At 72.9% G+C, this 12,479-nt stretch carries 11 protein-coding genes; 7 read left to right on the forward strand and 4 right to left on the reverse strand.

Annotation, left to right across the window (positions count from 1 at the left end; translation table 11 throughout):
* Positions 1–8: 8 nt before the first annotated feature.
* From AB0J36_RS26720 to AB0J36_RS26740, 5 genes are all read left to right on the forward strand, one after another.
* Positions 9–764, forward strand: coding sequence for a (Fe-S)-binding protein (locus AB0J36_RS26720; RefSeq protein WP_357394196.1), 756 nt, complete (start codon positions 9–11; stop codon positions 762–764).
* 20 nt (positions 765–784) lie between these two features.
* Positions 785–2,206: a LutB/LldF family L-lactate oxidation iron-sulfur protein gene (locus tag AB0J36_RS26725; protein ID WP_363661248.1), complete on the forward strand. Its 1,422-nt coding sequence runs from the start codon at positions 785–787 to the stop codon at positions 2,204–2,206.
* Positions 2,188–2,802: an LUD domain-containing protein gene (locus AB0J36_RS26730; protein ID WP_357119192.1), complete on the forward strand. Its 615-nt coding sequence runs from the start codon at positions 2,188–2,190 to the stop codon at positions 2,800–2,802. Before AB0J36_RS26725 ends, AB0J36_RS26730 begins: the two co-directional genes overlap by 19 nt.
* 83 nt (positions 2,803–2,885) lie before the next feature.
* Positions 2,886–3,461, forward strand: a complete 576-nt coding sequence (locus tag AB0J36_RS26735; protein WP_357119189.1) for a TetR/AcrR family transcriptional regulator — start codon at positions 2,886–2,888, stop codon at positions 3,459–3,461.
* Positions 3,462–3,510: 49 nt separating this feature from the next.
* Entirely contained in the window at positions 3,511–4,494 is a 984-nt protein-coding gene (locus tag AB0J36_RS26740) for a zinc-dependent alcohol dehydrogenase family protein (RefSeq protein WP_357394198.1), read from the forward strand.
* A 14-nt stretch (positions 4,495–4,508) separates the two neighbouring features.
* Here AB0J36_RS26740 and AB0J36_RS26745 read toward each other — a convergent pair whose 3' ends face one another.
* From AB0J36_RS26745 to AB0J36_RS26755, 3 genes are read right to left on the reverse strand one after another with little or no spacing between them, the layout of a single operon-like run.
* Positions 4,509–4,742 carry a winged helix-turn-helix domain-containing protein gene (locus AB0J36_RS26745; RefSeq protein ID WP_357394200.1) on the reverse strand — a complete coding sequence of 78 codons (234 nt, stop codon included), beginning with the start codon at positions 4,740–4,742 and terminating at the stop codon, positions 4,509–4,511.
* A complete protein-coding gene (locus AB0J36_RS26750; protein WP_363661242.1) occupies positions 4,742–7,171 on the reverse strand; it encodes a DUF4132 domain-containing protein in 2,430 nt (809 codons plus the stop codon). Before AB0J36_RS26750 ends, AB0J36_RS26745 begins: the two co-directional genes overlap by 1 nt.
* Position 7,172: 1 nt before the next feature.
* On the reverse strand, positions 7,173–7,565 hold the full coding sequence (locus AB0J36_RS26755; RefSeq protein WP_357119177.1) for a hypothetical protein: 393 nt from the start codon (positions 7,563–7,565) through the stop codon (positions 7,173–7,175).
* Positions 7,566–7,688: 123 nt separating this feature from the next.
* Between AB0J36_RS26755 and AB0J36_RS26760 the strand changes: the two genes are divergently transcribed.
* A complete protein-coding gene (locus tag AB0J36_RS26760) occupies positions 7,689–9,479 on the forward strand; it encodes an HSP90 family protein (RefSeq protein ID WP_357394204.1) in 1,791 nt (596 codons plus the stop codon).
* The gene (locus tag AB0J36_RS26765; RefSeq protein WP_357394206.1) at positions 9,476–11,539 is read left to right on the forward strand and encodes a hypothetical protein; all 2,064 of its coding nucleotides are present in this window, start codon (positions 9,476–9,478) and stop codon (positions 11,537–11,539) included. The genes AB0J36_RS26760 and AB0J36_RS26765 overlap by 4 nt, the downstream gene beginning before the upstream one ends.
* On the opposite strand, the gene AB0J36_RS26770 is transcribed toward AB0J36_RS26765, so the two are convergent.
* Positions 11,500–12,429, reverse strand: a complete 930-nt coding sequence (locus AB0J36_RS26770; RefSeq protein WP_357394208.1) for an endonuclease/exonuclease/phosphatase family protein — start codon at positions 12,427–12,429, stop codon at positions 11,500–11,502. The genes AB0J36_RS26765 and AB0J36_RS26770 overlap by 40 nt on opposite strands.
* Positions 12,430–12,479: the final 50 nt, after the last annotated feature.

Here is a 12,479-nt window from a genome sequence, read left to right on the forward strand (position 1 = left end):
GGTGTGCCGTGCGGATCGCGCTCTTCGTGACCTGCCTGGCCGACACCATGTTCCCGCAGGCGGCCACGGCGACCGTACGGCTGCTGGAACGGCTCGGCCACGAGGTCGTCTTCCCGACCGAGCAGACCTGCTGCGGGCAGATGCACGTCAACACCGGCTACCGGCGCGAGGCCGTGCCGCTGGTCCGCCGCCACGTGCGTACCTTCGATCCGTACGACGTGATCGTCGCGCCGTCGGGCTCCTGCGTCGGGTCGGTCCGGCACCAGCACGCGATGGTGGCCCGGCAGGCGGGCGACGAGGGCCTGGCCGACCGGGCCGAGTCGGTGGCCGCGCGGACGTACGAGTTGTCGGAGCTGCTCGTGGACGTGCTCGGCGTGACCGACGTCGGCGCGTACTACCCGCGCCGGGTCACCTACCACCCGACCTGCCACTCGCTGCGGATGCTGCGGGTGGGCGACCGGCCGCGACAGCTGCTGCGCGAGGTGCGCGGCCTCGACCTGGTCGAGTTGCCGGCGGCGGAGCAGTGCTGCGGCTTCGGTGGCACGTTCGCCGTGAAGAACCCGGAGACGTCCACGGCCATGCTGGCGGACAAGATGCGCCACGTGCTGGACACTGGCGCCGACGTGTGCGCCGCCGGTGACGTGTCCTGCCTCATGCACATCGGCGGTGGACTGTCCCGGCTGCGCACCGGGGTGCGTACCGTGCACCTCGCCGAGATCCTGGCGTCGACGGAGACCAGCGGCGCAGCGGCGGCCCGGTCGTGACCCGCCGCACGTTCCTCGGCATGCCGGCGACCGCGCCGCCCGGCGTGGGGCACCTGCGCGGCGACGAGTCGTTCCCGACCGCAGCGCGGCGCAGCCTGGCCGACCCGCAACTGCGGCGGAACCTGCGGCACGCGACGACGACGATCCGGACCAAGTCCGGGTCAGTGATCGCCGAGCAGGCCGACTGGGAGCAGTTGCGCGCGGCCGGCGCGGCCATCAAGACCGACACCCTGCACCGCCTTCCCGAGCTGCTGGAACAGCTCGAGACGAAGGTCGCGGCGGCCGGCGGTGTGGTGCACTGGGCGACGGACGCGATCGAGGCCAACCGCATCGTCACCGACCTCGTCCAGGCGGCCGGCGCGGACCGCGTCATCAAGGTCAAGTCGATGGCGACCCAGGAGATCGGCCTCAACGAGGCCCTGGAGGCGGCCGGGATCACCGCCGTCGAGACCGACCTCGCGGAGCTGATCGTGCAGCTCGGCGATGACCGGCCGAGCCACATCCTGGTACCCGCGATCCACCGCAACCGCGCCGAGATCCGTGAGATCTTCCTGCGCGAGATGCCCGGCGTCGACCCCGCGCTCACCGACGACCCGACCGCCCTGGCAGCCGCCGCGCGCCGGTTCCTGCGCCAGACCTTCCTGAGTACGCCGGTGGCGGTGTCCGGCGCGAACTTCGCCGTCGCCGAGACCGGCACCCTCGCCGTGGTGGAGTCCGAGGGCAACGGCCGGATGTGCCTCACCCTGCCGGAAACCCTCATCACCGTCATGGGCGTGGAGAAGGTGGTGCCCACCTGGCGCGATCTGGAGGTTTTCCTCCAACTCCTGCCGCGCGCGTCGACGGGGGAGCGGATGAACCCGTACACCTCGATGTGGACGGGCGTCACCCCCGGCGACGGGCCGCAGGCGTTTCACCTGGTCCTGCTGGACAACGGGCGCAGCGCGGTGCTCGCCGACGAGCTGGGTCGGCAGGCGCTGCGGTGCATCCGCTGCTCGGCGTGCCTCAACGTGTGCCCGGTGTACGAGCGCGCGGGCGGGCACGCGTACGGATCGGTGTATCCCGGGCCCATCGGGGCGGTGCTGTCTCCCCAGCTCACCGGCATCGAGGACAATGCTTCCCTGCCGTACGCGTCGACGCTCTGCGGCGCCTGCTACGACGCCTGCCCGGTGAAGATCAACATCCCGGAGTTGCTGGTGCACCTGCGCGCCGAGGCCGTCGAGGCGCGGCAGCGACCCACGGCCGAGTCGATCGCGATGGCCGCCGCCGCGTACACGATGGACCGACCCCGGTTGTACGCGGCCGGGCAGCGCGCGGCCCGGCTGAGCCGGCTCGCCGGTCGGCGGGGTCGGGGCCTGCCCCCGCCGCTGAACGGCTGGACCGCCAGCCGCGACCTGCCCGACCCGCCGGAGCAGACGTTCCGCGAATGGTGGGCCGATCGGTGACGTCCCGCGACCTCGTCCTCGGCCGGCTGCGTGCCGCGCTCGCCGGCAGTCCCGCCGATCCGGTGCCGGTGCCGCGCGACTACCGGCGGGCCGCCGACGCGGACCTCGACCAGTTGGCGCAGCGGCTGACCGACTACCGGGCCCACGTACACCGGATTCCCGAGGCCGCCGTCGCCGACACGATCGCCGACATTCTGCCGGCGGGCGGCACGGTCGTCGTACCCCCGGGTCTGGCCCCCGCCTGGCTGCCGGCGACGGTGACCGCGCTGCCCGACGACGGCCTCGACCACGCGCGGATCGGCGCGGCGGACGGGGTCGTCACCGCCGCTGCGGTCGCGATCGCCGAGACCGGGACGGTGGTCCTCGACGGCTCGCCCGACCAGGGACGCCGCGTGCTCAGCCTCCTGCCGGACCTGCACATCTGCGTGGTCCGCGCCGACCAGGTGGTGGCCACCGTTCCCGAGGCCCTGGCCCGGCTGACGCCGCAGCGCCCGCTGACCTGGATCAGCGGGCCGTCGGCGACCAGCGACATCGAGCTGATCCGCGTCGAGGGCGTGCACGGCCCGCGTCGCCTGCACGTCCTCCTGTTGCCCTGACCCACGACTGTCACGGTGTGTGACGGCACTCATGTGGGCTCCCTTAATCGAACGGACTAGTCTGTTCGATTAAGGGAGGGGTCATGGCTACGAAGATCAGGAAGACCACCACCGAGGAGCGGATCCTCAACACCGCCGCCGAGCTGTTCTACGCCCACGGACTGCGGGGTGTCGGCATCGAGCAGGTCATCGCCGAGAGCGGGGTGGCCAAGTCGACCCTGTACGTCCACTTCCGTACCAAGAACGACCTTGTGGCCGCCTACCTGCGCCGCACCGACGACTCGTGGATGGCGCAGTTGCAGCGGGCCGCCGAGCGCGCCGGCGCTCGGCCGGCGGACCAGCTCGTCGGTCTCTTCGACGCCCTCCTGGACGCGTTCGACCGACACGGCTTTTTCGGATGCCCCTTCGTCAGCGCTGCCGTGGAGGCATCGTTGGACTCGGAAGCCCGCGCCATCACCATCCGGCACACCGAGCGGCGCCAGACGTGGCTCACCGAGTTGACCAGGCAGGCCGGTGCGAGCGATCCGGCCGGCCTCGCCCGCCAGATCGGGCTCCTGATCGACGGCGCGTTGGCCTCGGGTCGCCTCCTGCAGGACCGGGTGGTCGTGCACGAGGCGAAGAACGCCGCCCGGTCGCTGGTCGCTCACCAGACGACATGACAAAGACCAACAATGTGCTCATCAGCAGTGGAAAGGGTGAGGTAGCGCCATGCGCGCGGTAGTGCTCAACGAGTTCGGCGGCCCGCTCGTCGTCGAGGAGGTCGACACGCCGGTCCCCGGCGCGGGGCAGGTGCTCGTCCGAATCGCGGCCAGTGGCGTCAACCCCCTGGACGCCAAGATCCGGGAGGGGAAGGCGCCGCACGCCCGGAACCATCCGCCCGTCGTCCTCGGCCTGGACCTGGCCGGAGTCGTGGCGGAGGTCGGGCCGGGTGTCGTCGGCTTCGCCGAGGGTGACGAGGTGTACGGCCTCACCGGCGGAGTCGGTGATGTTCAGGGGTCGCTCGCCGAGTACGCGGCCGTCGACGCCCGGCTGCTGGCCCGCACCGCGAAGGCATGGAGCCTGCGCGAGGCGGCGGCGCTGCCGCTGGCCGTCATCACCAGTTGGGAGGCGCTGGTGCACCGAGCGCAGGTGCGCGCCGGCCAGCGGGTCCTGGTGCACGGCGGCGCGGGTGGCGTCGGACAGGCCGCCATCCAGATCGCCCGCGCCCGGGGCGCGGAGGTCTTCGCCACCGGTTCACCCCGGAACCTGGAGACCATCGCACGGCTCGGCGCGACGCCGATCGACTACAACGCCACCGAGGTCGCGGACTACGTGGCCGCGCACACCGGCGGCGAGGGCTTCGACGTCGTCTTCGACACCGTCGGCGGCGCCACCCTGGACAAGTCCTTCACCGCCGTGCGCACCTACACCGGCCGCGTGGTGAGCGCGCTCGGTTGGGGTACGCACAGCCTGGCACCGTTGTCGTTCCGGGGTGCCACCTACTCCGGCGTCTTCACCCTGCTGCCACTGCTGACCGGTCAGGGGCGCGACGCGCACGGCGAGATCCTGCGCGAGGCCAGCGCCCTCGGCGACGCGGGCGCGCTGCGGCCGATCGTCGACCCCCGACGGTTCACGCTGGACACCGTCGCGGACGCCCACGCTCTCGTGGAAGCCGGCGCCAGCACCGGCAAGATCGTCATCGACGTGCCCTGAGCAGGCGGGGCCTGTTAATCGGATTGCTCCGCTTCAGCCACGTAGAGACCCTTACCGGGATGTCCCTCGACCAACCCGCGATCCTTCAGGATCGTCGTGACCCGGTTGATCGGGGAGATGTGCACGCCGTGCTGTCCGGCCAGTTCCCGCGTGGACGGTAGCTTCTCGCCCGGCGCAAGCTCGCCGGACTTGATCCTTCCTGCTATCTCGTTCGCTATGCGCCGGTAGTCCACTCGCTCGGTCGGCATCAACCGCTCACCGTGGGTCGGAGTTGGCTCAGGACGGTGGGGTCGGTGATGCGGTCGTCGGCGGCCAGCATGATCGCCTTGGACAGGATCGTGGCGAGCATGGGGTCGTCGTCGAACGGCAGGTGCAGGCGACCGGTCTGGGTGCGCGCGGCGACGATGCAGAGGTACCTGTCATCGGGCTCCATCATGATGTTGCCCGACCCGAGGTGGATGCGGTACGCGCGCAGGTTGCCCCGCACCCGCAGGTACCGCTCCGTGAGGTCCACCCGGTCCGCGATGGCCATCCGGGGCAGCAGCCGGGCGAGCGCGTCCCGACGTACCTGCGCGGACGGAGTCAGCTCGGCCACCGCTGTCCGGTGCCAGTAGACGGAGAAGCGGTCCTCACCACGGTCGGCCCACTGCGGGTCGGTGGCGATCGAGGTGACGCCGACGAACAGGTCCACGTCGCGCATGGCCTCGGTGAACACCAGCGGTGGCACGTCGATGATCCGCGCGGGTTGCCACGTCTTGCCGTCGTGCCGGGCGAAGCGCACCTGGTCGGTCGAGCAGTACTCGACGTCGTGGCGGCGCTCGTGCGGGTCGTCGACGAGCGCGTGGTGGAAGGACGCTTGCCACGCGCCGCCGCCGAAGACCTTGGTGGCCTCGCTGTCGTACCCGCCGTCCCACGTGCCCAGGTAGCCCGCCTGCCAGCCGCGGGCGCGCAGCAGGGCGTTGGCCTGCCGGTAGCGCAGGATGTGCGCGGCGAAGCGGTTCGAGTAGGTCTCCGTCTTCTCCTCCGCCGGCGTGCGCAGGTAGACCTCGCGGAACGCCTGTTTGAACGGCTGCGTCAGGCCGGCGGCGACCAGGTGCGCGCGCCAGGCCAGCACCTCGGCCGTGTCCGCGCGGGCCGGATGCCACAACCGGACCGATCCCTGGGCGAGGGCGTGGCCGTCCCGATCGACGATCGCCCACCCGTCGCCGTTGCGCCGGGGCAGACCGGCCGTCCAGCGCCGGCCGTCGGCGCTGGTCTCCCACAGCAGACGCCGCCCGTAGGTCGCGGTCACCGGGTGGTCGAGCAAGCGCGACGACCAGTCGGGGTACGACCAGACGCGCTCCTCGGACAGCAGCCCCTCGACCCGCTGACGTTCGCTGACCAGCGTCGCGCCGATCCGCTTGACCAGGCCCCGCAGCTCGGCGAGGTCGTCCTCGTGGGACTGCTTCACCTGGGCCGGAACGCCCTTCATGTCGACCCCGTCGCGGGCGAAGACCAGGCGCGCCCGTTCGCCCACGATCTCGACCGTCGCCTCGTACGGGCCGACCGTCCTGCGCAGCCGCCCGTCCGGTCCGAGCCCGTGGTCGTCGACGGCCAGTTCCATGACCTCGCTGAGCGACCAGCCACGCCGGGCCCCGAGCTGGGTCAGCGCGCTCTGGACCCGGCTCCGTACGGCCTTGTTGCGGACCGTCACCGCGAGGCGGGCCAGCGTGCGCAGCGGCACGTCACCGTCCCGGTCGGCCAGCAGCCGTACCGCCGCGATGGCGGTCCGCGAGGCGTACGGGAATCCGGCGGCCTGGCGTGGCGCGGACGCCGCGCTCGTGGTGGCCCGGGCCAGCAGCTCCGTCGCCCGCTCGTCGCGCTCGCGGGACAGCGCCCAGACCAGCCCGCGCAGGAGGCGGTCCGTGTCGTCGTGCACGCTCCGCCCGTGGGCGGCGAACGCCTCGAGGAGCCGGCGGACGACCTGCCGGCCGCCGTGCGCGGCCACGAGCAGTTCGTCGAGGCGACGCAGCCACTTCGCGGTCGCCGCCGGTTTCTCCAACGCGGCGCAGTGCTCCAGCAGCTCCGGCACGCCGGGTGCGGCGAGGTCGGCGTCCAGGTCGGCGCGGACGGCGGGCCCGAAGCTGTCCCCGTGGTGCAGCAACCACGCCGGCAGGCGGCTGCCGGTGGCGCGGTCGATGGCCTGGCCGAGCAGCGTGACGGTACGCCGTCGGGTCGCCGCCGTGACGAAGTAGTCGTCGAGCAGCTCGCTGTTCAGGGCGGACAGCGCCGGCACCAGGTCGGCCAGCTCGGCGGCCGTCAGGCGCGGCGCGATCAGGGCGGGTAGTTCCAGGTCGGTGCCGTCGTCGACGCCGCCTCGGCGAGCGACCACGTCCAGGCACCACAGCAGGTCCGCCCGCGTGAAGGGGACATCCTCGGTGGCGAGATCGGGCATCACCCCGCTCATCCCGGACGCCGACTCCCGGTGCAGGGCCAGGGCAGCGCGGCGGCGCTCCCCGGCCGACCACGACTCCACCGTGGACCACTCGGGCACGTTCGTCACCGAGGATCCCCAGTAGTAGGTGCTGGCGATGCGCAGCACCGCGCGGATCCGTTCGTCGGCCTCGGCGAGACCGGTCTCCACCTGCCGCCGGTCCGCGTCGCTCAGGTGGGGGAGCAGTGCCGTCCAGTCACCCATGTCAGCCGCCCACCAGCGCGACGAGCCGGACGAACGCCACGTCGAGGTCGGATCGCAGGTCGATCTCCTCGTCGAGGTCGTCGACCTGGTGGTCGCCGACCAGCAGCAGGAAACCGTTGTGGGAGAACGCGGCACAGGCCCGGTCCGCCTGCGCCTCCCAGTCGAGTCGCCGGCCCGGGGCGACCCGGTAGCCGTTCAGGGTGGCCTCCGTGTCGGTCGGCTGCACCAGGCCCCGGAAGTGCCGCGGCCGCGCGGCGTTGAACCGCGCCACCTCCTCGCGGACCCGCAGCCGGACCAACTCCCGCGCGGAGATGCGCTCCGGCAGGCCCGTCAACGGCCAACTGTCGACGGCTCTGCCGGTCGCCGTCTCGTCCCGAACCATCACCGTGACCATGCGTTGCGCTCCTCGCCCTGAAGGTGAGCGGCAGCATGGCACGACCGTCCGACGAAAACGCGCCCCCAGCGCGTCGGGCCAGCCGCTAGGGTGCAGCCGATCGGATCACGGGAGAGGGCGGTTGTGAGCTACACCTTCCACGTCGACCTGCGCGGCATCGTCGACCTGCTCAGTCACCACCTGTACGCCAGCCCACGCGTCTACGTCCGCGAGCTGATGCAGAACGCCGTCGACGCGATCACCGCCCGTCGGGCGGGCGAGCCCGGCGCGCCGGGCTCGATCCGGATCTACCCACCGGAGTCCACCGGGGACGGCACGCTGCGCGTCGAGGACACCGGCGTCGGTCTGACCGAGGCGCAGGTGCACGAACTGCTCGCCACGATCGGCCGCAGCTCCAAGCGGGACGAGCTGGGATTCGCCCGACACGAGTTCCTCGGCCAGTTCGGCATCGGGCTGCTCTCCTGCTTCCTGGTCGCCGACGAGATCCGGGTGTCCACCCGTGCGGCCGACTCGCCGACCGTCGAGTGGATCGGCTACGGCGACGGGCGCTACGAGCTGCACATCGCCCCGGCCGAGCGGGAACGCCCCGCGCAGGGCACCACGGTGACCCTGGTGCCCCGGCGCGGCGCCGAGCACTGGCTGCGCAGGGACACCGTCGTCGAGATCGCCGCGCTGTACGGGTCGCTGCTGCCGATCGACGTCCACGTCGAGCACGAGGCCATCACCACCGGCCTCGCCCCCTGGGAGAACGACCCGGCCGAGCCGGCGGCGGCACGGCGGGAGCGTCTCGACGCGTACGCCCAGGAGGTCTTCGGTTTTCCGCCCTTCGACGTGATCGACCTGGCGGTTCCCGCGGCGGGCCTGCGCGGGGTGGCGTTCGTGCTGCCCATGCCGGCCAACCCGACGTCGCGGGTGGCCCACCGGGTCTACCTCAAACAGATGCTCCTCTCCGAGGACATCGAACGGCTGCTGCCGGAGTGGGCCTTCTTCGTCCGGTGCGTGGTCGACACCACCGAGTTGCGCCCGACCGCGAGTCGGGAGGCGCTCTACGAGGACGCGCTGCTCGACGAGGTCCGCGACGCGCTGGGCGACACCCTGCGCGGCTGGATGACCCGGCTCGGACGCACCGACCCGCGTCGCCTCCAGGCCTTCCTGCGGGTGCACCACCTGGGCGTCAAGGCCCTGGCGGTGCACGACGACGAGATGCTGCGCCTGGTCGAGCAGTGGTGGCCGTTCGAGACGAACATGGGCCCACTGACGCTCGCCGAGTTCCGGGATCGGCACGGCGTGGTGCGGTACACGCCGTCGGTGGACGAGTTCCGGCAGCTCGCCGCGGTCGCCGCCGCCCAGGGGATCGCCGTGGTCAACGCGGGCTACGTGTACGACGCCGAGTTGCTGCGTCGGCTGCCCGACGTGGACAGCGGCGTCGTCACCGAGATCCTCACGGCGAGTGACCTGGCGACCCGGCTGGAACCGCTCGACCCGGACGTCGAGCTGGCCGTGCGGCCCTTCCTCGTCCTGGCGCAGCGGACCCTCGACCGGCTCGGCGTGCAGGTGCTGGTGCGTGCCTTCGAACCGGCCAGCATGCCGGCGCTGCACCTGCTCGACGGCGACACCGCCCTGGCGGTGGACCTGCGTCAGGGGCAGGAGCAGGCCGACGAACTGTGGTCGTCGATCCTCGGCACCTTCACGCAGGGCCGCGACGAGCGACCGCAGCTCGTGTTCAACCACCGCAACCCCCTCGTCCGGCAGGCCATCGCCGCCGGCGACGACGAGCTGACGACGCTGGCGATCGAGGGCCTGTACGTGCAGGCGCTGCTGCTGGGCCACCAGCCGCTGCGGCCCGCCGACACGGCCGCGTTGAACCAGTCGTTCCTCGGTCTGCTCGCCCGCGCCATGGAGGGAACCCGATGACCACCTCCGAGCAGGAGCTGCGGGACCGCCTGGCGCAGGCGTACGCGCTGCCACGTGGTCCGGCCCGCTTCGCCGCGCTGGACGCGGTCTTCCGGCACGCGGACGCGGCCGGCGACGTGCCGTTCGCCTTCTCGGCCCGGATGAACGCCATCAGCGACTTCCACCACGGCGGCGACCCGACCCGGGCGTTCCTCGCCTTCTCCTGGTGCCTGGCGACGGCCGACCGGCAGCCCGAGGTGGTCGAGGCCTACCACACCCGCACGTTGCTGTGGGACTTCAAGTGGATCGTCTGGGCGCTGCCCCAGTTCCCGGACATCCCGCTGGAGCGCACCAGGGCGGTGCTTGACGACATGCAGCGCCGCTACCGGCTCGCCGGGCACAGCCTGCACGCGGTCCACCAGCACCGCTGGCTCGTGGCGCACCACGTGGGGGACATGGATGCCGCCCAGGAGGCGTACGACCGGATGGCCACCGCCAAGCGCGACTCGATGTCGGACTGCCAGGCGTGTGTTCCGTCGGGGCAGGTCCGGCACCTCACGTCGCTCGGCAGGTTCGACGAGGCCATCACCATCGGGGAGCCGTACAAGCGCGGCGGCTGCACCGAACAGCCACAGTGGATGCTCAGCGAGCTGCTCACGCCGTACCTGCGGACGGGCCGTTACGACGAGGCCGTCGAGGCCCACCGGGACGGCTACCGCCGCATCCGCGACGACCGTCACCACCTCGACAACCTCGCCCAGCACGTGCTGTTCTGCGGGCTGACCGGCAACGAGGCGCGGGGCCTGGAGCTGGTGGAGCGGCACCTGAGCTGGCTGGAGCGCCCCTCGTCGCCGTACGCGGCGATGGAGTTCGCCGCGTCCGCCGCGCTGGTGCTCGGCCGGCTGCGCGCGGCGGGCCACGCCGACCTGGTGGTGTCCCGCCGCTCGGACGACGGCACCCGCCGCTGGGAGGCGACGGTCGCCGAGGTCCACGACGAGGTGGCCGCGCAGGCCCGCGCGATCGCCGCCCGGTTCGACGTCCGCAACGGCAACCGGCACCAGAGCGAGCGGGTCGAGGCGCGGATGGCGGCGACGCCGGTGGCGCGGCACGTGCCGCTCACCGTCCTCGCCGGGCGGGTCACCACGTCCGAGCGGGCAGCCGACCCGGCGCTGGCCGCGCTCGTCGAACGGGTCGCCGCGCTCACCGCGGCCGGCGACCAGGCCGGCGCCGCGCGGACCCGGCTCGACGTGGCGCACACCCTGCGCAACGCGGGCCGGCAGGAGGACGCGATCGAGGCCGCCGAGGAGGCGGTCCGCAGCCTCGACCGGGTCGGTCTGCGCGACGACGCGCTGCGCTGCCGCCACCTGCTGTGGGAGCTGTACCGCCGGGGCTACCACCACCGCGATGCCGCGCGGGTGGTGCTGGCCGAGCTGATCCGGGCCGGGGAGCTGCCCGACGGGCTGCCGCCGCTGGCGGCTGTCCTGGAGGACGCCGCCGACCTGCTCCACGGTACGGAGGGGTTCACGCACCTGGTCACGGCCGCCGACCGGCACCGGGCCAACGGTGACGCCGACGCCGAGCTGCGGGTGCTGCGCAAGGCGCTGGGCCGGCTCGCCAACCGGCCGCCGGACGACGTCGCCTGGGCGGTGCTGGCGCGCGTCGACGCCCTCGGCGCGGCAGCGCGGCCCACCTCCGCCGAGCTGTCGGGCCGGGACCAGGTGGCCGCCGCGCAGTTGCTGGACCGCGCCGGCCGTACCGGCGAGGCGCTCGACCGGCTCGACAGGGCCGTCACCCTGTTCGACGGCGACGAGCTGGCGGACGGTCGTCGCTCGGCCCGGCTGCACCGGGCACGGTTGCGGTTGCGCCTCGGCGAGCCGGCCCGCGCCGAGGCGGAGGCCCGGGAGGTGCTGGCCGAGGACCCCGACGAGTACGGCTACGAGGCCACCGCGGTGCTGACCCTCGCGCTGCGGGCGCAGGGTCGCGCCGACGAGGCCGAGAAGACGCTGGCCGCGCAGGACATGGACGAGGAGGACCTCGACTACTACGAGCAGGACCTCGAACCGGACGACGACGAGGACTGACGGGCCGGGCGGGCGCAGCCGACGACGAGGGTGGCCAACAGGGCGGGGTGATCGGTCGCCCCGTCCAGGTCCACCGACCGGGCGCAGCACATGCTGATGTCGTCGCTGGCCACGATGTGCTGCACCGCCCCGTCACCGACGCGGGGATGACCGGGCGGCACGCAGGACCCGACGTCGCCGGGGCGCAGGTTGAAATCGCCGCTCAGCACCGTTGGGGCGTACCCGGCGCTGCGGGCGATGGCGGGCAGGATCCCGTCGATCAGGTGGCCGCACTGGGTGAGCGCGACGCTGCGGCTGGTGGCCGCCAGGTGGGTGGTGCAGGCGTTGAACCCGCCCTCGACGTGCACGCACAGCCAGGGTCGTTCCTCGGGGTCGGCGAGGTCCTGCGCCGGGTGGATCCCACCGTGCACCGTGTACCGGCTGACCGTCGTCGGCAGTCGGGCCAGCAGACCGATGCCGTACGCCCGGCCGTTGCGGCACCGGGTGTCGGCGCCGCTGGGCCGGTCGCCGGCAGCCTGGAAGGCGGACGTGACTCTCGCGCGGCCGTGGACCGTCGCGAACACCGCCTCCAGCGTGGGCACGTCGTCCTGGCAGATCTCGTTGAGGGTGACCAGATCGGGCCGCTCGGTCCTGATCAGTTCGGCGGCCCTGGGCACCGCCCGGCCGGCGTAGCAGGCGGCGCGACCGCTGTCGCACAGGTTCATCTGCGCCACCCACAGGGTCGTGGGCCCGGGGGAGGCGGGGACGGGCCGGGCCGGCACAGCGGCGACGACGACGAGACAGCCGACGGCGAGGGCCCGGCGAATCGCGCGGAACGGGCCGTTCGCGCGCCGACCAGGGACGGTCGTGCCCCGGCGGCGGTCGGTGTCGCCGGGCGGATCGTCGGACATGCGGACTCCGGCAGCAGGGCGGCACTCTTCGCCGAGGTGTCCGCGATCCT

This window comes from Micromonospora sp. NPDC049662 (genome assembly GCF_040675055.1).
Classification (GTDB): Bacteria; Actinomycetota; Actinomycetes; order Mycobacteriales; family Micromonosporaceae; genus Micromonospora.

What these genes read in the sequence shown, in the direction of transcription:
- AB0J36_RS26725 (WP_363661248.1), top strand. Translation starts at nt 785, where the DNA reads ATGCCGGCGACCGCGCCGCCCGGCGTGGGGCACCTGCGCGGCGACGAG.
- AB0J36_RS26730 (WP_357119192.1), top strand. Translation starts at nt 2,188, where the DNA reads ATGGTGGGCCGATCGGTGACGTCCCGCGACCTCGTCCTCGGCCGGCTG.
- AB0J36_RS26735 (WP_357119189.1), top strand. Translation starts at nt 2,886, where the DNA reads ATGGCTACGAAGATCAGGAAGACCACCACCGAGGAGCGGATCCTCAAC.
- AB0J36_RS26740 (WP_357394198.1), top strand. Translation starts at nt 3,511, where the DNA reads ATGCGCGCGGTAGTGCTCAACGAGTTCGGCGGCCCGCTCGTCGTCGAG.
- AB0J36_RS26745 (WP_357394200.1), bottom strand. Translation starts at nt 4,742, where the DNA reads ATGCCGACCGAGCGAGTGGACTACCGGCGCATAGCGAACGAGATAGCA.
- AB0J36_RS26750 (WP_363661242.1), bottom strand. Translation starts at nt 7,171, where the DNA reads ATGGGTGACTGGACGGCACTGCTCCCCCACCTGAGCGACGCGGACCGG.
- AB0J36_RS26755 (WP_357119177.1), bottom strand. Translation starts at nt 7,565, where the DNA reads ATGGTCACGGTGATGGTTCGGGACGAGACGGCGACCGGCAGAGCCGTC.
- AB0J36_RS26765 (WP_357394206.1), top strand. Translation starts at nt 9,476, where the DNA reads ATGACCACCTCCGAGCAGGAGCTGCGGGACCGCCTGGCGCAGGCGTAC.
- AB0J36_RS26770 (WP_357394208.1), bottom strand. Translation starts at nt 12,429, where the DNA reads ATGTCCGACGATCCGCCCGGCGACACCGACCGCCGCCGGGGCACGACC.